Below are 21636 nucleotides of genomic sequence, written 5' to 3' on the forward strand. Positions count from 1 at the left end.
CTGAAGAGCAGCAGATGCGTGCCCAGCAGGAGGCCGCACAACGGGCGCAAGAGATGGCGCAGCGTCAGGCGGAAGAGCAGGTCCGCCGTGCCCAGGAGGAAGCCCAGCGTGCCGCTGCTGAAGCTGCGCAACGCGCTGCCGCCGAAGCCGCCCGCAATCAGCCGCAACCCGCGCCTGGATCGTGAGTGGGCGGGGCTATTTGACCGTTTTGATTGTAGTTCCTGATTGTCATGCTGCAGATGGGCGGGATAGAATTGAGCATGCGCTGGCTGCTCCCGATATTCCTGTTCTGCGGTGGGCTGGCGGTGCGTGCGGATGAAGTCATCCGGGTTACTTGGAAGACGGCGCATGCGGCAGCACCGCCGCAGTTCAACCGCCCAGCGGCTGATTTTCTGCCGATGTTTCGGCTGGCACTGAACACGCTGCCAGAGGCTGCGATCGTCGCGCTTGCCTTGTCACAACCCGTGCTGCTCGGCCTGACACCTGCGCAGGCAGGCATGATGAGACCCTTGGTGGCGGAGCGGTATGCATTGATCGCGAAGTCGCCGGTGTATTCCAGCGTGGGGTCGGCACTGCCGTATTGCTTTGCGGAAAAACGGCCGCAGGAAGGACTGGCACTGGTGCATCTGCCGGCGGGTGCGGATGCGCGAACGCCCGTGCTGGTGTTTCTGCACGGCTACGGCGGCAGCTTCCTCTGGTATCAGCATTTGCTGGCCGAGCATTTCGGCAATCACATCATCATCTGCCCAGCGTACGGCATCAACACGGCCACCGTTCCCAGTGAGTATGTGCAGGAGTGTGTGAAGGCGGTGAGCGTACGGCTGGGGCGAGCGGTGATGAGGCCGGTTTTGCTGGGGCTGTCAGCAGGTGGCACGGGTGCCTGCAATGTCTTCACGAAGCACCCGGAACGTTTTGACCGCCTGATCTGCATGGCTGCGTATCCGCCGGAAGATCTGCTGCTGAAATTTCCGCGTGATGCGAAGGCTGCATTCATCGCAGGCGGCCGCGAATACTTCGTGAAGTCGGGCGATTTCGCCCGGCGCATTGCGAAGGTGCGGCAGTTTGCACCTGCCACGCAGGAATTCACCGTGACGCAGGCGGATCATTTTTTTCTGCTCAGCCACACGGTGCTGACGATGACGAAGCTGCGCGAATGGCTGCCGCGTCTGTGATTCACACCCGCAGCATGTCCTTTACGACCTGCCAGTAGAGGAAGATGCAGCCGCGCCAAGAGTAGCGGAATTCGCCGTTGCCGGTGGGCTCGATGACGCCGCTGGTGATGTTGTGATCAATGAGCACGCTCATGTCGCGCTCGATGTAGGCGTGGAGGTACTCGGTGTCCTGCAGGGCGAGATCTTCGAGACGAATGCCTTCGTTGTGGAGGAAGAGTTCATGGCGCTCCAGCAGGTCTGAGAAGGATCCGGCATGCGTGAAGCGGTTCAGGCGCTGCCGGGGCGAGTGCTTCATGGTGGCGGCGAAGGGGTAGTTCGTTGTGGTGAAGGTGACCCCGCTGGCGGCACGTGAAGTGAGGCTGACGTATGAGAAGCCAAAGTCGCCCTGCTGTGCGAGTGCGATGGCGGCCTGCATGCGTTTTTCCTCGTGGTAGAACAGCCGCATGAAGTAGTCCGTCTGGCTGAACTTCCAGCCGGTGTCACCGATCTCGGAGAAGCCGTCATCATCCGCTTCGCTGCTGAGCTCGGAGAGTTCCGGGAACACCTCGCGGGAGGGTGGGAAGCGGTGTTTGACCTCACTTTTGATCGGGAAGCGCAGGCGGCGCACGCGGAAAACGATCTCCATCCATGGCAGCATGAACCAGGCACCGACAAAGATGGCACCGCCGACGTGGGTGTAGGTCAGGTAGTAGCCGCTGAGATAGGAAGCACCTAGCAACGCCAGCCAGCCCAGCTTCTGAATGAAGCGGTTGTTGAAGGAGCGGCAGGCGATGGCAAAAACGAGGGCCGCCGCAACATAGAGAATCTGCTGGATTGTGGTTTCCATAAGGCGGCAGGGTTTGGAGCGAAGGCGAAGCTAAGGGATGAGATGAGACAAAGCAACCCTGCATCCATTCGTCCGAACCGTGGAAACGAGGAGGCCGGACACATCTCCCGATGCGCCCGGCCTCCAACTCAACCGATGAACCAAAAATGACTGTTAGAAATTGACCTGAGCCTGCAGGCCCAGATAATCATAATTCACATTGTTGTAGGGTGCCACCGCCGTGTTGGTGCGCATGCCGTGCATGAACATGGCCGTGAATTCCAGTTCCGGATAAGGGACGTAGCGGAAGCCGACGCCCACTTCGTTGACCTTGTCCTTGGGAGCGTTGGCGGCGAATTTGCGGGCGCCGTCGTAGCTCTGCCAGCGGACGAAGGGGATGAACTCCTTCTGGTTGGCAAATACATGGCGATAGCTTGCCTGTACATAGCCGCCGCTCAGACTGGCGGAGGTGATGGTGCGCATGTCATTGGAAAGCTGCGGGCCTTTACCCCAGTTCCATTCGGTTTCGATGCCGAAGGGCTGCGGATACAGAATGGCGGAAATGCCGACGCGTGCATCGGTGATGCCACGGTTGGCCCCGTTGCCGTTATTAGGTGTGCCAACGCCTGGGATCGCCGCCGTGGTGGTGTTGAATCTCCCGGCATAGCCTGCGATGCCCAATTCGAGGAACTGGCCGTTTTCGAACTCGAAGGGATAGGTGGCACGGGCCACCCAATGCGGCTGTCCATTCGTGTCCGGCTTGTTGATGCCCTGGCCGGAAAAAGCACCAAAGGCGATCATGCCATAGTCACCCGAACCGCGCAGGCCCATCTTGACTAGGTTTTTGAAACGTTCGCGGATTTCATAAGGGGCATACATGTAGTAGACGCCAAAGTCACGCTCGCCTTCGATAGCAGTGCTGATGGCTTCAGGGCGCTCCAAGGCAAGGCGATTCTGGGAGGACTGCAAGATGGCATGGCCATAAGGGACTTTGGACAGACCCATGCGGACGCGATGTTCACGGGCGGGATCCAGCGAGACATCGGCGTAATAGTCGCGCGCCTGGACTCCGCCGTTGCCATTGACTCCGCCGAAAAGGTCTGCTTGGAAATAGAGATAGACGTGGTTGGTCAAGTCACCGCTGAAGGCCATACGACCGCGGCGGATGCCGATGCTCGACTGGCCATTGGCCAAGGAGTCATTCTGAACATGCAACTGACCACCATCCTCGTGCATGACGGAATCCGTACGCACCTGCAGGTAGCCTTTCATTTTCAGGCGCTCATACCATTTGTCTGCCAGCAGCACATCAAGCTCGGCAGCAGACATCGTGGAGGGGGAGGTGTTGTCAGTGATCCTGGAGATGTCCTCAATCTGCCCACGGGTGTTGGTAAGGACGTTTTCGAGACTGCCCACCTTGCTTTCGGTCTGAGACAGGCGCTGCTCCAAGGCGGATGTGTTGGGGGCTGGTGCGGAAGCTGGTCTTTCCTTGTCCTTGTCATCCGCACGTGCGGCGGCGATGAGCATATCATACTCATCCTGAGTCAGGGAGCCCTTGGATTTGAGGATGAAAAACAGCTTTTCCATGGCCGGACTGGCGGCAACGGGCAAGGATGGCGGCAACGCGATGGCGACGGAAGCTAGGGCCGCCAGTACGCGTGAAATGCGGGAATGTTGAATGCGCATGTGTGAGGTATGTCAGGTGAGTTTAGGAGCTCCCCGGCTGATTTTTTGGTATCGCCCAGGAAACGAATGTCACATGCCCGTAACATTAAATTAACGCCAGATGCTTACTGTGACGCTTTCGTCACCTTTGGAGTTATTCACATATAACAGATGGCGCGGAGCGTTTCGGGAGATTCAGTGTGGTGTTTGTGACGCTTTCGTCACAGTGAGCATTTTGACCACCTGCCGCCTTCCGCCAATATCCGGCTCGTCGCCGCAAGCTGGCGGCGGACAAGTCAATCGCCCCATCCTATCCCAAACAACTCATGAAGATCGCCTTCCTCTCTCTCTGCACCACCTTTGCTGCTGCGCTGTCGCTTCAGGCTCAGACCACCCTGCGCATTCGTGGTTCCGACACTCTCGGCGCGAAGCTCGTCCCGCAGCTGGCTGAATCCTTCAAGAAGCAAGGTGGCAAAGTGAGCTTTGACATCGCAGCGGAAGGCTCCTCCACCGCTTTCACGAATTTGGCCTCCGGCACTGCGGAAGTGGGCATGTCCAGCCGCAAGGTAAAGGCGGACGAGCGCACTCTTTGCCGCAGCAAGGGCGTCTCACTCAAGGAATTCGAAGTCGCGTGGGACATGATCTCCGTGGTTGTGAACAAGAACAATCCCATCGCGGATCTCTCCAAGAAGCAGCTTCTGCAGATTTTTGCCGGTGACATCAAGGACTGGAGCGAAGTCGGGGGCACCCCCGGCCCCATCTCGGTTTACACCCGCAATACGTCTTCTGGCACGTACAAAGACTTCATCGGTCTGGCCATGAAAGGCCGCGAGTATGGCAAAAACAGCCAGAAAATGGCTGGCAATGAGCAGATCGCCGCCGAAGTCGGCTCCAATTCCAACGGCATTGGTTATGTCGGCTACGCCTATTCAGGAGCCAAAGGGATCAAGGTTGTCACCATTGCAGGCTCTGCACCCAACCCTGCGTCGGTGAAGTCCTACCCCCTGTCCCGCCCGACTTTCCTCTACACCAGCGGCGAGCCCACCGGCACCACCAAGGAGTTCATTGACTTCTGCCTCAGCCCTGCGGGAGACGCCATCGTCAACAAGGCGGGCTTCGTTCCTCTTAGCATTGCAAAATAACTGTTGATTGACCGATCCACCAGTCCGGCGGAAGAGACTTGTCTCGACCGCCGGATTTGGTTTCAACTCCGGTGTAATCCTTCCCCTTGCCGCATGAACAGCCTCCCGACGCCCAGCAGACCGCCGCTGCGCAGCGTGCTGCTCAGGAGTCGCAAGCACACGATTCTCGGGGTCGATCCCCAGAAGCTGATCAAGTACTTCTTCGGGAGCAATGCCAGCGTCGCCATCATCGTGCTGGTGCTGATCATGGTGTTCCTGCTGCGTGAGGGCATCGACTTCCTACCCACCTACCAGCGCGAGCTGCAAACCTATCGCCGTGCGGGACTGGAATTTTGTGACATCATCGACCAGCCTCTGCAACGTAATCAGGCGCTTTCAAGCAGTCTGCGCCAGGCGGTCAGTGCTTCGTTGGAAACGCTGAGCAAACCGGCGCGTGACCGGCGTGACGCGGCCTTCCTGCTCAAGCGGCAGGTAGAGGACAAAACCGCGCGGCCCCGCGAATCGCTCAGGCAGGTGCTCGAAAAGACACCGCCTGAACCGGAGCAAATCAAGGTTTTGCGCGGTGAACTGGTGGCGGCGTCTGCCAGTGCCGCCGCCGCACTAAGCTATCCCGATTTCTTCAGTACAGCAGAACGCGAACAGTTGCAGCGTGAATTTGCCGCGCTCACCCCGGAGGTCACTGACCTGCCACCGTTGCTGCAGACGCTCGTGGCGGAATTCGATGTCAAAGACGGCGAAGCACGAACCCAGTTTGCCGAGCTCGTGACGGCGCAGGAAGAATTTGAAGAAGCTGCGGAGCCTCTCCAGGAAGTGCTGGACGACCTCAAGGCAAAAGCGCTGGAGACCAAGGAGAAAGCGGTTGAGTTCGACGTGCTCGAAATCAACCGTCAGAGACTTCTCGAAGCTGCCGCCACAGAAACCGACCCGGAGGAAAAGGCCAGTCTGACCCAAGAGGCGGAGGAATCCGTCTCTGAAGCCGTCAATCTGGAGGAGAGCATCAAGGAAATCACCGGTCGCACCGCCGAACTGCGCGAACAGGTTGAAAAATATGCCGTGGTCATTGAAAAGGCAGCCGCCGTGCTGCCCAAAGACGCGGGCACGGGTGCCGCCCGAGCGATGGTCAACAAAGTGCGGGAAGACATTCCGGCTCACGCTCGTGAAATGCGCGCCGCTGCTGCCACGCTCGAAGGCTGGCGCTGGGACAAGCCGGTTTCCATTTTCCGCGTCATTGGAGCTTTCTTCTTCGGCACCCAATGGATTACGAACAGTTCGTGGCAGGACTTCTATGGTTTTGTCCCGTTGCTGACCGGTTCGCTTGTCATTGCCGCCATTGCCATTTTGATCGCCACGCCGGTCAGTGTCGTGGCCGCCATTTACACGAACCAGTTCGCCAGTGAGCGGGAGAAGGAACTGATCAAGCCGGTGATCGAATTCATTCAGGCTATTCCATCGGTCGTACTGGGTTTCATCGGCATCTCGCTGCTCGGTAATCTCATCAAAGACGTGAGTGAATGGGGCTGGCTGCAATGGGTGCCTGGTTTCCCCATTCAGGAACGGCTGAACATGTTCAATGCGGGCTGCCTGCTCGCCTTCATGGCCGTGCCGACTATGTTCAGTCTCTCGGAGGACGCTCTGAACAACGTCCCGCGCGCCTACATTGATGCCTCCGACGCGCTCGGAGCCACCAAGCTGCAAACTGTCTTCCGCGTCATCGTTCCGGCGGGCATCTCCGGCATTCTTTCGGCCATCCTGCTCGGGCTCGGGCGTGTGGTGGGTGAGACGATGGTGGTGCTGCTCGTTGCGGGCAACCGCATCGCCATTCCCGACTTCAGCAGCGGGCCTGGTGTCATTTTCCAACCGGCGCACACACTGACAGGCATCATCGCGCAGGAGCTTGGCGAAGTGTCGCGCGGCAGCTCGCACTGGCAGGCGTTGTTCATGGTCGGCATCGTGCTGTTTGCCATCTCACTGCTGGTCAACTGGTGCGCGCGCGCTGTGGCACGCCGCTTTGAACCCCACAAGGCATGAATCCCGCCCCTACCAACGAGAACCCCTTCGCAGGCGACAGCTCCGGCATTCAGCAGCGCGAGACGGCTGCACGCTGGGGGCTGCGGGTCGGCAGCTACATCGTCGTGATCATCACGCTGGCGATCATGCTGCACATTTTTGTCAAAGGCGCGCCGGTCGTGTTCCAGTCGAAGTGGCCGTTTGTGAACACGCAGTTCCTCACCGAGCTGCCCGCCACACTGCACGTCATTGAAGACCAGGAGGGCACCCGCATTGAAACCGATGTGAACGGCGCCGACGCGGTCAAAAAGAAACTCGGCGACAACTTCCGTTCGGAAAAAACCATCTCTTACTCTGGTGGCGGCATTCTGGGGCCGATCGTCGGCACAGCTTTGCTGGTGATCGTCAGCGTGGGTGTTGCGCTCTTCCTCGGCGTCGCCTGTGCGATCTATCTCAGTGAGTATGCCAAGCACGGCAAGTTCCTCGAAATGGTAAGGCTGGCGATCTTGAATCTCGCAGGGGTGCCCTCGGTCGTGTTCGGCTTGTTTGGTCTGGGAGCGTTCGTTTTAACCGCGCCGACCTTTGTCGATGTTCCGGCGGACCGCTCTGTGTTTTCCATTCCGCTCGGCTTTACCACGCTCAGCTTTGAAGGCTGGGACACCTGCGTGCTATCCGGCGGTTTTACGCTCGCCTTCGTCATCCTGCCCGTCATCATCACTGCCAGCGAACAGTGCCTGCAGGCGGTGCCGCAGGGCTTTCGGGAGACGAGCATGGCGCTCGGGGCCACGCGCTGGCAGACGATCCGCTACAGCGTGCTGCCCTTCGCCACACCTGGCATTCTGACCTCCAGCATCCTCGGCATCGCCCGTGCGGCTGGTGAGACAGCCCCCATCATGTTCACCGCTGCGCTAGCCTTCAAAGACAAGCTGCCTTGGCAGAAAGACCTGCCACCGCTGCCGGCGGATGCGTCGATCTTTGCGCATTGGGAGCAGAGCGTATCGCGCTTCCTCGGCATTTTCACCGAGTCCGTGCAGGCCCTGCCGTATCACATCTACACGCTGGCCGCCAAGATCCCGCAGAATGAGTATGCTGAGCGTGCGCAGTATGGGTCCGTGTTCGTTTTCCTTGTTCTGGTCGCTTCGCTGGCCGCCAGTTCTGTGCTGCTGCGCAAACATTTGCGGGCCAAGTATCGCTGGTAATTGCTGCTCTCTTCATGACCCCTGCCGCCACTCCTCAGTCCATCCCGCCGCCTGTCGTCCAGGTGCGAGACATGGATTTTTGCTATGGTGCCAGCCAGGCCTTGTTTGACATCAATCTGAAGGTTGAATACCACCGCGTCACCGCGCTCATCGGCCCCTCCGGCTGTGGCAAGAGCACGCTGTTGCGCTGCATTAACCGCATGAACGACCGCGTGCCCAGTGCCCGCGTGACGAAGGGGGAAGTGCTGGTCAAAGGCAAGAACATCCATGATGGGGATGTCGATCTCACGCAGTTGCGCAAGCAGGTCGGCATGGTGTTCCAGAAGTCGAATCCCTTTCCCAAGAGCATCTATGAAAACGTGGCCTATGGCCTGCGCATCCATGGCGAGAAAAACAAGAGTGTGCTCGATGAGGCGGTGGAACGCTCACTGTCGCATGCAGCGCTGTGGGAGGAGCTTAAAGACCGCCTCCATGCAAACGCCCTCGCTCTTTCTGGCGGTCAGCAGCAGCGGCTGTGCATCGCCCGTGCGATTGCCACGGTGCCGGATGTGCTGCTGATGGACGAGCCTTGCTCGGCGCTTGATCCCATTTCGACGCTCAAAATCGAAGAGCTGATGCACCAGCTTGCGAGAGAGTTCACCGTGGTCATCGTCACCCACAACATGCAGCAGGCCGTGCGTGTCTCGGATTACACCGCCTTCCTGCACCTTGGTAAGCTGGTGGAATTTGCGCCCACGGAAGAGCTCTTCACCAATCCGCGCGAAAAGCTCACCGACTCCTATTTGCGCGGTACTTTCAGTTAAACATGGCCGCAGATACTCCAGATCTTACCGTCGCAGAGCCGCTCATTCAGGTGGAGAAGTTCAACTATGCCTATGGTGACAACCAAGTGCTCTTTGATGTCGATCTGAACATGCGCAGCGAGGATGTGATGGCGCTCATCGGCCCCTCCGGCTGTGGAAAGAGCACCCTGCTGCGCTCCATCAACCGCATCAACGATCTCGTGGACTCCGCCCGTGTCGTCAGTGGCAAAATCAAGATCGATGGCGTTGATCTCTATGCACCCGACGTCGATGTGATCAGCCTGCGCCGCAACGTGGGAATGGTGTTTCAGAAGTACAATCCCTTCCCGCGCTCCATTTTCGAAAACGCCGTTTACGGCCTGCGCGTTGCCGGGATCAAGGACCGCCACGATCTCGAAGAAGCCGCCGAGCGCAGCCTGCGCTCCGCCGCCTTGTGGGATGAAGTGAAAGACCGGCTGCACGAAGTGGCCACCGGGCTTTCTGGGGGTCAGCAGCAGCGTTTGTGCATTGCCCGTGCCATCGCCTTGCAGCCGCGCATTCTGCTGATGGACGAGCCCTGCGCCGCGCTCGATCCCATCGCCACCGCACGCATTGAGGAGCTGATCCATCAACTGCGCGGCCAGTATACGTTTGTCATCGTCACGCACAACATGGAGCAGGCGAAACGCATTGCCGACCGCACCGCGTTCTTCTACAAGGGCCGACTGATCGAGGAAGATGAAACGATGAACATCTTCAATCATCCGCGCGATCCGCAGACCGAGGCGTATATCACTGGGCGGCTGACTTGAGGGCGGGGCTCCAAAGCCGGTACTCAGAGCGGCCCGCCTTGCTATCCCAGCCCGGAGTTGAAAAAGCCGGTTTATGCCGCACTGTGGGGGCGCTATGAACCTCCGCCCCCTCGCCCTGCTCCTTCTCATCGCCAGCGTTGCCAACGCTGGTGTGGAGGTGGACATCGATAAATTTGGCAGCAGCCTTGGCGGTTGGAACAAAGAAAAGAAGAAGGCTGCGGAGTATAAATTCTCCGAGGTCGATTTCCGCACCTACAAGCCCGAGGTCACATCCGCGCCCGATGGCGGTCTCTTCATCTCTGTCCGTGTGGATCACATGCGCGGCATGTTTTCCTCTGACGACCACGCCAGCCTTGAGATGAGCTTTGCACCCGATGGCACTCTGCTTTCCTCCCAGGCCTCCATCTCCATTCAAGCGCGCCGCATTAGCAGCGACATGTTTCGCAGCGGCGGCAGTTCCGCTGCCAAGGCCGCAGGTGAACTCGCCGGGGGAACCGTTGAAAAAGCCGCCAAGCTCAGCAGCAATGTCTTCGCCAGCCTTGCCGGGAAGCTCCTCCGGGAAAACGTCACCGAGCCCGGTCGCATCGCCTACCCAGCGGCCCTCCGGCATAACTACAATCTCCTCTATCAATGCGTGAAATTCGTCAAGGACCCGCCCAAGGCCCTCGTCGTTGAAGGCGATCCCCTGCGACCCAAGCAAGAAGAAGTCAAAGGTGCGCCTGAAAATATGTTTGGCGTGAACACGTTTGGTGAGGCCCCCAAGGAGGAGAAGAAGGAAGAGAACAAAAAGGAAGACGACACGGCCAAGCCATGAGCCGGAGGCAGCTGCTCATCGACGTCGGCAATGGACGCACCAAGTTTGGCCTCGCGACGAGCGAGACCATTCTCGAACGGCGCGAGCATGCCACGCGCGAGCTTTCGCCCGATGCTGTGCGTGAGGTCACGCAGGGCTGGCAGTTTGAAAGCGCTGTGATTTGCAGCGTCGTGCCGAAAGTGGTGCCTGCGTTTCGCGAGGTATTTGGCGACCAGCTCATTGAACTGCGGCACGACACACCGCTGGGCATCGGCATTCGTTATCCGAAACCCGAGAGCATCGGCCCCGACCGGCTGGCGAATGCTGTCGCGCTGGCGCACATGCATGGTGCGCCGGGCATCGTGATCGACTTCGGTACTGCCGTGACCTTCGACATCCTCTCGGCTGACAAATTCTACATCGGTGGCGTGATCGCCCCGGGGCTGCGCTTGATGACGGATTACCTCCATGAGCGCACCGCCTTGCTGCCCAGCGTGGATCTTCGCGAGCCGAGCACAGCCATCGGTCAGTCAACTGAGGGGGCCATTCTTGCCGGGGCTGCCATTGGCTATCGAGGCATGGTCAAAGGTATCCTTGAGGCACTCAAAAAGGAGCTCGGCAGGCAGGATGCCCACATCGTCGCCACGGGGGGGGATGCCGAATGGATCATCTCCGGCATGGAGGAAGACATCCTCACGGACCCGGATTTGACCTTGCATGGTCTGCGTTTGGTGGGCAATCTCCGCGCCCCGCTTTGAGGCGGACCGCGTTATGGCTGAAACTGATAAAACCTCCATTGGCATCGACTTTGGCGGCACCTCCGTGAAACTCGGTGTGTGCCGTGGCGATGAACTGCTCGTCACCGACGAACCCATCCCCACAGGCCAGTTCCACGGCCCTGCCGCGCTCATTGGCGAGATGGCTGCCCGCGTGGCGAAGCTGCGGCAGACCTATCCTGACATCTGTTCCATCGGCGTGGGAGTTCCCGGCCTCGTCGATTTTGATCATGGCTTCGTGCATGAGCTGACGAACGTCCCCGGCTGGAAGCATGTGCCTCTTAAAGCCATTCTTGGCGAGAAGACCGGGCTTCCCGTGCTCGTCGAAAATGATGCGAATGCGATGACCTATGCGGAGTTTCGGCATGGGGCAGCGCGAGGTCTGAAAAACGTCATCGGCCTCACCATGGGCACCGGCATCGGCGGTGGTCTGGTGCTGGATGGCAAGATGTTTCGCGGCAGCGGCTTCGTCGCGGGAGAGATCGGCCAGATGAGCATTCACTATGACGGCAAACCCGGCCACTACGGCAATCTGGGTGCTCTGGAGAAATACACCGGCAACCAGCAGATCGCCGAACACGCCGTGTTTCGCTACGCTGAGGCAGGCATTGGAAAAGACATTGCGGACTGCACGCCCAAGAAGATCGCCGATGCGGCGCAGGCGGGTGATGACATCGCGCGTCAGATCTGGGGTGAAATTGCCGACTGGCTTGGCACCGCGATTTCCAGCATCGCCTGGCTTCTCAATCCTGATGCCTTTGTGATCGGCGGCGGTGTGGCCCAGGCGGGTGATCTGATTTTCACGCCGCTCAAGAACAAGGTGCAGAGCATGCTTAGCACCGTGGTGTGGGAGCGTCTGCAGATTTTGCCCGCCCGCTTTAGCAATGAGGCCGGCATCATCGGCAATGCTGCACTGGCGGCGGATGCGGTGTAAAGCAGCCCTGTTCCCGTGGAACAGGGCTGTCTTGTTGCACAGCAACAAGGCTACTTCTTCTTTGGCTTGGGCTCCCAGTCCTCCACCTTGATGATGGCTTCCAAATCCTTCTTGGCAGCGATGTCTTCCGGCAGGATTTTGAACTTGGTCAGGTAGCGCAGTGCCTTGGCCACTTGCAGAATCTCGCCTTTCTTCGACTCAATCTTGCCGGGGGGCACCTCTTTAATCACGCCAGTGAAATCGCTGAGAGCCGCGAGCGCAAATTCACGGGCCTCGGCATCCTCCGCGTAGCAGAGAGACTCGAAGAAATGCAGCATCTTTTCAGTGCCTTCGAGCTTGGCAGCAGAAGCGCGGATGTTTTTGGCGATCTCCGCACGCTTGGCGGTGGTGGCGGCTTCGGTCATGTGGCTGGTTTCGCCACCGTCGATGGCGCGCTTGGGCAGCGGGCGGTACCAGATGTTGCGATAGCGCACTGGATTGCCATGGTCCTGCAACTTGAGCGGGCCTTGGTCTGGGAAGGCTTTGGGGGAAGAGCGGCGCATGTGACCGCCACCGCCTTCGAGCGGGGTGTGGTCCTGGGTGAGGACGCCGTTTACGAAGACGGTGATGTAGCCGGGATCGAGCTCCTTGCCGTCTTTGAAGATGGGGCGGCGGAAGACGATGTCATAGGTCTGCCATTCACCGGGCGCGCGCAGGGGATTGGCCATGGGCGGATTGATGCCGTAGATGGAGGAAGCCATGCCGTCCGGGTAGCTGGGGTTGTTGTAATTATCCAGCACCTGGACTTCGACCTGACCCATGAGGAAGATGCCGCTGTTGCCGCGGCCCTGGCTGTTGCCTTCGACCTTGACGGGTGCGCTCCATTCAATGTGGAGCTGGCAGTCGGAGAATTCTTCCTTGGTGCGGACGTAGCCGCTGCCCGGCACGCATTGCAGCACGCTGTCTTTGACTTCCCACTTGGTCGGCTCGGCGGGGTTTTTGTCGGCCTGCCATTTTTCAATCTCCTCGGGCTTGCCGCCGAAGAGGATGACCGCATCCGAAGGCGGGGTGCCCGGCTTTTCCTGAGTGCCGAAGGTGCCAGGCTCCACGCGCACGGGCTGCGGACGGTTCATGTCATGGATGGCCCATGGATGCGTCGCGTCTGGCGGATCGCCGTAGAACGCGCCATCAGCGAGCGCAGCGGTTGTGAGCAGGGACAGGGCGAGAGTGTGAAGCGTGGGTCGGTTCATGGTGGTGGAGAGAGGTAGATGGGAAGGCGTGGGGAGCAATGAGGATTCGCACGCTGGTTGGTGTTAGCGTTCGAGGTTTTTTGGTCGCCATGAAAAAAATAGGCCATTCCACCGATGCGGTAGAATGGCCTATCGTATTTTCAAGAGGATCAGCCGTTGGGCAGCAGACGCTCCCAGAGAACATCATTCATGAGGACGTTCGTGATGAATTCACGACTGCCGTCAACTGGAGCGATGGGGGCTGGAGCCACGGCAGGAACGACGATGTCGAGGACGAGGCCCTTGGCGCTCCGCTGGGAGGTGATGCTGCCGCCGAGATGGTATGCGAGGAAGAAAGCCCCCATGAGGGTGAGTCCCGGGCCATCTTTGTTGGCATCATCGTGAGTGAAGAAGGGATCAAACACGGAGCGCAGCACTTCGCCTGCAAGTCCCGGACCGGTATCGGTTAGCGTGAGATGCAGTGCTCCAGCGTCGGCAGCCGCGGTCGCTGTTTTGGCAGAGAGGGTGACGTTCGTGCCGGAGGAGAGCACCGCCAGTTCCGTCTGGAGCAGCAGATGCAGCATTTTTTCAAACGCAGGGCGGCTGGCCTGGAGGGAAGGGAGAGCACCTTCAGATTCGAATTTCAGTTCAATGCCTTTAGCGGTGAAGGCGGAACGCTGCTGATCGATCAAAGCAGTAAGAACATTTGCAGAATCCATCTTGTGCTCTGCGCCTGAGGCGGACTGCAGCTCACCGAGGAGATCGGCGATGCGGGAGGCCTGACGTACCACATGCGCGTGGAAGTCGCGCCAGAAGGTGGCCTGGCGCAAGCGGTCGAGATCAAAGTTCTGGGGACTGAGTCTGCCAGGGGTGATGTCCAGGAAGGCATGCACGGCGCGCAGAGGCTGATTCAGATGCTTGTTCAGCCCGGCGGCGACGACACCGAGACTCATGACGCGGTCAGTGATGAGGAGGTTTTGCAGCACGGAGAGTTTTTCCTGCAGCAGGCCATCGCGCTCCTGCTGGAGGATGTAGAACTCCATCGCGCGGTGGAGGGTGTTGCGAACATCGTCCATCTGAATGGGTTTGGAGATGTAGCGGAAGATGCTGCCGAGATTGACCGCTTCGACCGTGACATCGTAGTCGGCATAGGCGGTGATCATCATGCGCACAAGGCGTGGACGGAGCTGGCGGGCGCGCTCAAGCAACTGCACCCCCTTTTCTCCAGGCATGCGCTGGTCAGAGAGCAGCACGCCGATGTCTTCACCATGCTGTTCGATGAGCTTGAGCCCCTCAGCGGCGCTGATGGCGGTGAAGATGCGGAATTCGTCCCCGAAAGTTTTTTCGAAGTACTTCAACGCCTTCTCTTCATCATCAACATAGAGAACGGCATAGCGTTTGAGGTCGTATTGGTTTTGCATAGGGAAGAGGCCTTCTAGGTGTCGGTGTTGTTGGTGCTGTCGGTAGAGGGTAGTTCAAGAATGAACTCGGTAAACTGGCCGGGCTGGCTGCGGACTTCGATGCGGCCGCCATGATCGGCAATGATGCGATTGCAGATGGAGAGTCCGAGCCCCATGCCCTCCCCCACATCCTTGGTGGTGAAGAAGGGATCGAAGATCTTGTCCCGGATCTCCTGCGGGATGCCGGGCCCGTTGTCCTTGATGGAGAAAAGGATCCTGTCTCTACGGGTGGATGCGGACAGCTTGATGCAGGCCGACTCTCCCTCCGGGTATTCCTTGGTGGCCATGGCATCCAAGGCGTTCTGGATGAAATTGATGAGCACCTGTACGAACTGGTTGCTGTCGCCGCGGATTTCAAGCTCGTCGGGAATGTCCACCTCACGCTGGATGCCGTCTTTCCAGACGTGGGAAAAGAAGCGCAGGCAGGTGTTTACCACGTTTTTCAAGTCAAAGGCGTGATTGAGCTGGTTGGTGGTGCGGGTGAAGCCACGCAGGTCGGAGATGATCTGGATGACGCGGTTCACCCCTTCCTCCACATCTTTGACGGTGTCGGCAAAGTCGGCGCGCTCGTCTTCCGGCAAGGATTTGGTGGAGCGACTGATGATGCCAAGTCCCTGACGTGCGTAGTTGAGCGGATTGTTGATTTCGTGGATCAAGCCGGCGCTGAGGCGGCCGAGAGAGGCGAGCTTCTCGTTCTGCACGAGCATGGATTCCGTTTCCTTGATCTGCTCCAGGGCATTTTCGAGCTGCTGCTTTTGCACCACGAGCTCCTTCTGAAACAAGCGGGAGTCGACGAGATTTTTCAAGCGCACCATGATCTCCGTGAGTGAGAACGGCTTGGACAGAAAGTCGTTGGCCCCGGCGGCGAGGCATTCGATCTTGGTTCTTTCATCTGCGCGTGCGGTGAGCAGTACAATGGGGATGGAGCGTGTGATGGAGCGTTCGCGCAGTTCGCGGCAGACCTGGAGACCGTCTTTTTCCGGCATCATCATGTCGGAGAGAATGATGTCTGGAAGGAATTGCGCGGCCTTTTCCACGGCTTGCTGTCCGTCAACAGCCTCCAAGATTTCAAAGGTGTCGCTGAGCTGGCTCTTGAGGAAGCGGAGCATGTCCGGTTCGTCATCAGCGATGAGCAGCTTGGGCTTGCGGCTGCGGCCCACGCCTGTTTCCACCGGACGCAGGGTGGCTTGCAGCGAGGTCATGGCAGGGAAGAGTTCGGCGCGGCGGTAGAGTTCGGCGATCCAGTCTTTATTCTGGGGATGCTCGGCGTCTGCGTCCTCGCTCGTGTCACTGGGCTCATCCTCAGCGGCGGTGGGCTCGCCTTGGAGAAGAGGCAGGTTCACCGTCATGGTCGTGCCTTTGCCGACCTCACTCATGGCCACGACATTGCCGCCCTGGGCTTCCGCGAGCTCTTTAACGAGGGCGAGGCCGATGCCCATACCCTGAAACTTGCGCTGGGAAGAGGTGTCTGCCTGCCAGAAGCGATTGAAGATGTGCGGCAGTTGATCCGCCGGAATGCCCATGCCGGTGTCACGAACTTCGATGGCCAGCCAGCCGTCTGTCTTGAGGGCGCTGAAGTGGACGTGACCATTGGCCGCAGTGAATTTGAGGGCGTTGAAGAGAAGGTTGAGGCAGATACGTTCAAGCTTGTCAGGATCGGCAATCACGTTGCTGAGGTCGTCATCCACGTGAGCATGGAGATTGAGGCGCTTGTCCTTCGCGACGCTGCCGACGGCATTGGCGAGGCCATTGACGAAACTATTCAAATTCACGCGCTTGGTGGAAACCTGCGCGCGGCCCGATTCCAGACGTACCAGATCCAAGAGATCATTGATGAGTTTCAAGAGGCGCATGGAGTTGCCATGCATCGTGTTCATCAGATCACGTTCTTCGGGAGGACGGGTGGATTCAGCGCGCTGGATCAGGCTTTCCAAGGGTGCGATGAGCAGGGTCAGCGGTGTGCGAAGTTCATGGCTGATGTTGGCGAAGAAGCGGCTTTTGGCCTCATCGAGCTCACGCAGCTTCTGGTTGCTGGCTTCAAGTTCGGCGCGGTTGAGGTCCAGGTCATGACGCAGTTTGAACTCGGAGAAACGGATGCTGTTGTAAAACCACGTGCCGGCGGTGGTGAAGACCCCGGTGACAAACAGGAAGTACAGGTTGTTGAAAAAGATGCTGCGGTTGGCGATCGGGCCATGGAAGAAACAGGCCAGAAGATAGGATATCACGGTCAGGACCACGACGATAATGCTGTCCTGCAAAGTCCAGCGCATGAGGATTGCAGCTCCCAGCATCACCAGGTTCAACCCGGCATAATAGGGGGAGTCGGCACCGCCCTTGGCGTAAATCATCCATGCAATCCCGACAATGAGAGGCATGGCCATGAGCAGGCCGAGCAGGCGGTGCATGTGCTTGCCCCAGGCGGTGGTCAAAGCCAGCCAGACAAGGGCGCTGACGACGGCGGAAAGAACACGTGCGGGGAAGAAGCGTTTGACTCCCTCCTCCTGAAAAACCACCCAGTCCAAGGAACTGCCCGCAAGCATAAACACCACGGCGAGGATGCCGCAGAGCTGGTAGTTGCGGACTCGGATGTCCTGCTCGTAGGCTTGGAAGTTTCCATCCAGGCCACCAGCTAAAACTGGAGAAGCATCAGGCATCGAGAGGTTTGCGTACTTCGAGGAAGATGTTCACACCCGTGGCGTCTGGTTTCACCAAAATGGAGCCGGGGGGCGCGCGATCAGGCGCGAGTTTGAGAAACTGTTCTTCGTCACGGTACACGAGATGCCATTCTGCGAGGTACTCCATCCAGTTCCGCCATGGATTGCTGGGGTGTACGTTCGTCGCGATCAACAATCCGCCGGGAGCGAGCAGATCATAGAAGATCTCCAGGAGGCGGCGGCAGATGCGGTCGGAGAGGTAATCGAACAAGCCTGCGCAATAGACCATGTCGTAGGTGCCTGCCTGGGCCGCCGCACGTCCGGACTCTTTCAAAACTTGATGCACGGATTTTTTCTCAAAACGCAGGCCCGTGCGGCGGCGATGGCGGTTGCGCAGATCTTCCAGCGACCGCGTCGTGTGCATGATGGTCTCATCATTGAAGTCCAGCAGCAGCAAGTCTGCGGAGTCGGAGATGGGCTCATGGGTGAGGAAGTTTTGAATCTCCTGAGCCGGGCCGCAACCCAGGTTGTAGATGCGGGCGACACGGTTCTGGCCAGCCGCACGCGTTGTCTCGGCCTTGAGCTGCTCGACCAGGTAAACGATGCGGTTGCGGTGTGCGATGACCGGCGGGATGTCCAGATAGAGCTTGTTGAGCAGCTTCGCGAAGATGGAGCTGCCTTCGTAGGGATCACGCAGCATCATGCTGACCATTTCATAGTCACCGGCATAGCCGAGCGGCTTGTGATAGGTACGGTAAACAAACGGCGCGCAGAGTACGAGGGGGTGCAGCTGGCGCTTGATGTAGCTGCGGTGCACCGGCTGCTGCTCCAGGGGAATGATGGCGGCTGATTCCTCAAAGCGTTTCATCAAAGGATACACCGTGGGGACGATGGGCTCCTCCATTTGCAGAAGGACTTCACGCTCCGCCTGAATGCGGTCTCCCGTTGGCAGCGAGCGGACACCCAGTTCCACCTGCTCCATCCAGCGGCGCAGATCGGAAAGCATGGTGTGCATGTCTGCCACCACGATTTTAAACTCGGGCACGACGCGATAGCTCTTTTCCGTCTCACGCAGGAACTCGGCGAACTCGGTCAGCAGGCGGCCTTTGTTCTGCGAGGGGGAGAGGATGTCGATGTCGATCCAGCCTTCGTCTGAGAGCGAGGCCTCGCAGATGAGCATGATGCCGGTATTCACCAAATTGGCGATCGTGGCCCGGCCGGTGTAAACCACGCGGTCGTTCATCATGATTCTGAAGTCGTTCAGAACTTCAGATAACTGGACAATGCTGTAGGGATTGTAGACTTCGAACACGCCGAGATAGCGCGTGAGCCGGTGCAACGTGCCGCGCACTTCAGCGCCCTGGCTGTTGCGGCAGATGATGAAACTGAGACGCTCTCCAGTGGAAGCGAGATTGGGCGGTGCGTTGTCGTTGTTCTCCATGTTACGAATCCTCTGCTAAAGCGGTTTGCGCCTTGATGACAACACAAGCCTTGTTGAAAAAGTTCGCCGCGCGTTCTGGCATGGCACCACGATGGTGGTGGAGACATGCGAGGTAAATATGCATACTGTCATTTTTTTGAATTAAAACCGCTGCGTGACACTCAGAGACAGCACGTGCCATTGATGGTTGTAGTTCCCGTCGTACTGGTTGGCAGGAGTGGATGCGGCACCGCTGATCACGCGCGTGGGGTAGTAAACGTAGGCATAGGTGAGATCTACTCCTCTTGTTTTACCCCGCCAGCCCACACCCAGGCTGAAGACGTGCCTGTCATTGCCAGGGACCAGTGGGGTGTAGCTGTTCTGCGGCTGGGAGTTTTCTGAAAAGAGATAGCCAGCGCGTAGCGCCCAGTTTTCATTCAGTTGATACGACATCCCGGTCCCGAGATCGATGGAGTTTCTCCAGCCAAAGACGGTGCCGGTAGAGCCCCCCAGCAGAGGCTGATTGTTGCCGATCAGGATGGGAAGATCATCATGGGATGAGTTCTGGGCCCACTTGAAGTCAAAACCCACAGTGAAGCGGTCGGTGACGTCAAACCCATAGCCGACGGAGATGGAGCCCGGAAAGGTTATGTCGGACTGAAAGCTGCTGGACTGGCTGAAGGTGCCCGCCAGTGCTGGGGGAATGTTGGAGGCTTTGAAATCACCGTTGAGATTGACCTTCACTGGCAGCCGCCCGATTACTGCGAAACGATGTCTTTTGGCAAAGGTCCAGTTGATGCCGGCATAAGCGCCCATGCCCCAGCCTTGGCCGTTTATCTTGATGTCTCCTTCTGGCGAACCGGGAATGATATTGTTCCAAGAGTAGAACTGCTTCAGCGACAGGTCTGCGTACAAGATGTCGAGTCCGACGGCAAAGCTGAGATCATCGGTGATCTTCACCGCCACCGCCGGGGTGATGTCCACCGTCATCAAAGTCGCCTCATAGGGCAGCGCATAGCGCAGGGCACCGCCCATGCCTTTGGGATAGGAGGCTGCCATGCCATAAGGGGTGCTGACTCCGAGGCCGAATGCCAACCTGCCTGGAATGACGGGCTGCACAAAGTACATGCTTGCGGGAAACACCCACGGCCGGTTCATCGGCACCCCTTGGCCGCCATTTTGCGTGAAGTAAATGTCACCATGCCAAAGCGCTGTGTTGATCAGCAGCTCGCTTTTTTCGATCTTTAAGATGTTGGCTGGTGCGACCCGCACGGCGGAGGCGTCGCTCAGATTGGCATACCTGCCGCCTACGATGCCCAGCCCTTGGGCGGAATCAGGCACCACGGAGAAGGTTTCAGATGCCTGCACCGCTGCTGAGACCAGTCCTAGGGCAAAAATGAAATAAGATACCTGTGCTTTCATGGTTGGGGTGGGGGTGGAGTTAAGCGAGTCCGTTGGACTGGCAGTATCTGAGAATTTCGACGGTTCCTTTGAGCCCCGTCTTGCGACAGAGGTTGTGCTTGTGAACTGCGACGGTTCGCGGGCTGAGAGACAGATCGAGCGCCACCTGCTTGAGGCTTTTGCCACGGGCCAGCTGCATGAGGACTTCCAGTTCACGGTTGGAAAGCTTTTCATGAACCTGTCCGGAGGAGCCTTTGCGGATCGACCGATCCGCGAATTTTTGCGCCAGTTCTCTGGAAATGTAACTGCGCCCTTCCAAGGTGCAGCGAATGGCGTCAAACAGCTCGTGGGGCGGTGCATCCTTGGTCACGTAGGAGCGTGCGCCGAGCTGCATGGTGCGTGAGACAAAAGTTTCCTCCTGATGCATCGAAACAGCGATGATTCTGGGCGGGGTGGGCAGCATGCGCAGTTCCGTGGTCAGCTCCATTCCCGAGCGGTCCCCCAGTTCGATGTCCACCAAGGCGATTTCATAATTGTGCAGGCGGGCCTCGACCATCGCCTCTGCACAGGTGCCGGTGGAGACCACGGTGGCCTGAGGAAACTCGCCCTTCAGCATACTCGTGAAGGCCTCACGTACCAGGGCGTGATCATCGACAACCAGAATTCTAAATGGGGGAGGGGATTGCATGAGCGTGTTCAATGTCTTGAAGTGGTTTTATGCTGCGGACTGTGCGAGTGATGGCAGCGCCATCAGACAAATTCGCGAACTGCCGTCCGGGCCGGCGCTCATGACCTGCATGCGGGATCCCAGCAGGGCGCAGCGGGCTTCGATGAGAGCCATTTCCGAGCCGGATCCCATCTCCTTCCAGATGTCGTCACCGCCGTCGTGATCGATGGTGATTTCCAGTTTCTCGGCCGATGCGCGGCAGGTCACCTCCACCCATGAGGTGTTGGCAAATCGCACGCAATGGGTCAGCAGTGCCTGCATGATGCGAAACAGATTGAGCCGGCTGGCGAGATCGAATGACGGCTCATCACCGCTGAGGTGGAGAACCAGAGAGCCGGGGAAATTTTCGCCCACATTGCGCACCAGCTGCTGCAGCGCCACATGCAGCCCGAATGCTTTCAAAACGGGCGGAAACTGCTTTTCAGTCATGTCGCGAACCAGTTGCAGCGTCTGCCGTAGAGTGGAATCCAGGCTGCCCAGCAGCTTGACGACGCTTCCTGTATTCCCACCGTTCGCCAGTTCGTGCCGCATCATTTCACCCAGCGACGCGCAGGCCACCAAGCCACCGGCCATGTCTTTGTGCAACAAGTGGGCAAGATCGACCCTCTGAGCATCTTCTTCTTTTAACAAGCCGCTTAGTGACTGTAGTAGCGTTGCGGCTGAATTATTTTCCATTTCT

General features: G+C 58.6%; 19 protein-coding genes. 10 read left to right on the plus strand and 9 right to left on the minus strand.

The features are described from left to right. Together PSV43_RS09330 and PSV43_RS09335 are read left to right on the plus strand one after the other, a co-directional pair. The coding region (locus PSV43_RS09330; RefSeq protein ID WP_300196062.1) for a hypothetical protein at positions 1–185 on the plus strand (185 nt) is incomplete at its 5' end. A 75-nt stretch (positions 186–260) separates the two neighbouring features. Continuing rightward, positions 261–1172 (plus strand): alpha/beta hydrolase, encoded by a 912-nt coding sequence (locus tag PSV43_RS09335; RefSeq protein WP_300196065.1) that lies wholly within the window; start codon positions 261–263, stop codon positions 1170–1172. 1 nt (position 1173) lies between these two features. Here the strand turns inward: PSV43_RS09335 and PSV43_RS09340 are convergent, their stop codons facing one another. Together PSV43_RS09340 and PSV43_RS09345 are read right to left on the minus strand one after the other, a co-directional pair. Then, the gene (locus PSV43_RS09340; protein ID WP_300196068.1) at positions 1174–1998 is read right to left on the minus strand and encodes a hypothetical protein; all 825 of its coding nucleotides are present in this window, start codon (positions 1996–1998) and stop codon (positions 1174–1176) included. Between the two features lie 153 nt (positions 1999–2151). Then, entirely contained in the window at positions 2152–3663 is a 1512-nt protein-coding gene (locus tag PSV43_RS09345) for a porin (RefSeq protein ID WP_300196070.1), read from the minus strand. A gap of 305 nt (positions 3664–3968) precedes the next feature. Between PSV43_RS09345 and PSV43_RS09350 the strand changes: the two genes are divergently transcribed. The 8 genes from PSV43_RS09350 (at position 3969) to PSV43_RS09385 (ending at position 12087) form a co-directional block, all read left to right on the plus strand. Beyond that, positions 3969–4784 (plus strand): PstS family phosphate ABC transporter substrate-binding protein, encoded by an 816-nt coding sequence (locus PSV43_RS09350; RefSeq protein ID WP_300196072.1) that lies wholly within the window; start codon positions 3969–3971, stop codon positions 4782–4784. A gap of 93 nt (positions 4785–4877) precedes the next feature. Next, entirely contained in the window at positions 4878–6812 is a 1935-nt protein-coding gene (pstC, locus tag PSV43_RS09355; RefSeq protein WP_300196074.1) for a phosphate ABC transporter permease subunit PstC, read from the plus strand. Then, complete coding sequence (pstA, locus tag PSV43_RS09360) at positions 6809–7990, plus strand: phosphate ABC transporter permease PstA (protein WP_300196076.1); 1182 nt, start codon at positions 6809–6811, stop codon at positions 7988–7990. Before pstC ends, pstA begins: the two co-directional genes overlap by 4 nt. A 14-nt stretch (positions 7991–8004) precedes the next feature. After that, on the plus strand, positions 8005–8793 hold the full coding sequence (gene pstB, locus PSV43_RS09365; protein ID WP_300196077.1) for a phosphate ABC transporter ATP-binding protein PstB: 789 nt from the start codon (positions 8005–8007) through the stop codon (positions 8791–8793). Positions 8794–8795: 2 nt separating this feature from the next. Further along, the gene (gene pstB / locus PSV43_RS09370) at positions 8796–9584 is read left to right on the plus strand and encodes a phosphate ABC transporter ATP-binding protein PstB (protein WP_300196079.1); all 789 of its coding nucleotides are present in this window, start codon (positions 8796–8798) and stop codon (positions 9582–9584) included. Positions 9585–9678: 94 nt separating this feature from the next. Next, complete coding sequence (locus PSV43_RS09375; protein WP_300196081.1) at positions 9679–10398, plus strand: hypothetical protein; 720 nt, start codon at positions 9679–9681, stop codon at positions 10396–10398. Continuing rightward, the gene (locus PSV43_RS09380; RefSeq protein WP_300196083.1) at positions 10395–11135 is read left to right on the plus strand and encodes a type III pantothenate kinase; all 741 of its coding nucleotides are present in this window, start codon (positions 10395–10397) and stop codon (positions 11133–11135) included. The genes PSV43_RS09375 and PSV43_RS09380 overlap by 4 nt, the downstream gene beginning before the upstream one ends. A gap of 13 nt (positions 11136–11148) precedes the next feature. Beyond that, complete coding sequence (locus PSV43_RS09385; RefSeq protein ID WP_300196085.1) at positions 11149–12087, plus strand: ROK family protein; 939 nt, start codon at positions 11149–11151, stop codon at positions 12085–12087. Positions 12088–12137: 50 nt separating this feature from the next. Here the strand turns inward: PSV43_RS09385 and PSV43_RS09390 are convergent, their stop codons facing one another. The 7 genes from PSV43_RS09390 to PSV43_RS09420 form a co-directional block, all read right to left on the minus strand. Continuing rightward, the gene (locus PSV43_RS09390) at positions 12138–13316 is read right to left on the minus strand and encodes a DUF1080 domain-containing protein (RefSeq protein ID WP_300196087.1); all 1179 of its coding nucleotides are present in this window, start codon (positions 13314–13316) and stop codon (positions 12138–12140) included. 149 nt (positions 13317–13465) lie between these two features. Then, the gene (locus tag PSV43_RS09395; protein WP_300196089.1) at positions 13466–14716 is read right to left on the minus strand and encodes a response regulator; all 1251 of its coding nucleotides are present in this window, start codon (positions 14714–14716) and stop codon (positions 13466–13468) included. 14 nt (positions 14717–14730) lie between these two features. Further along, positions 14731–17409 carry an ATP-binding protein gene (locus PSV43_RS09400; RefSeq protein WP_300196091.1) on the minus strand — a complete coding sequence of 893 codons (2679 nt, stop codon included), beginning with the start codon at positions 17407–17409 and terminating at the stop codon, positions 14731–14733. After that, positions 17402–18850: a class I SAM-dependent methyltransferase gene (locus PSV43_RS09405; protein ID WP_300196093.1), complete on the minus strand. Its 1449-nt coding sequence runs from the start codon at positions 18848–18850 to the stop codon at positions 17402–17404. The genes PSV43_RS09400 and PSV43_RS09405 overlap by 8 nt, the downstream gene beginning before the upstream one ends. 141 nt (positions 18851–18991) lie before the next feature. Continuing rightward, positions 18992–20251, minus strand: a complete 1260-nt coding sequence (locus tag PSV43_RS09410; RefSeq protein WP_300196095.1) for an outer membrane protein transport protein — start codon at positions 20249–20251, stop codon at positions 18992–18994. Positions 20252–20270: 19 nt separating this feature from the next. After that, positions 20271–20918 carry a response regulator transcription factor gene (locus PSV43_RS09415; protein ID WP_300196097.1) on the minus strand — a complete coding sequence of 216 codons (648 nt, stop codon included), beginning with the start codon at positions 20916–20918 and terminating at the stop codon, positions 20271–20273. A 27-nt stretch (positions 20919–20945) separates the two neighbouring features. Further along, positions 20946–21545 (minus strand): hypothetical protein, encoded by a 600-nt coding sequence (locus PSV43_RS09420; protein WP_300196099.1) that lies wholly within the window; start codon positions 21543–21545, stop codon positions 20946–20948. Positions 21546–21636 lie beyond the last annotated feature (91 nt).

The organism is Prosthecobacter sp., from assembly GCF_029946185.1.
Classification (GTDB): domain Bacteria; phylum Verrucomicrobiota; class Verrucomicrobiia; order Verrucomicrobiales; family Verrucomicrobiaceae; genus Prosthecobacter.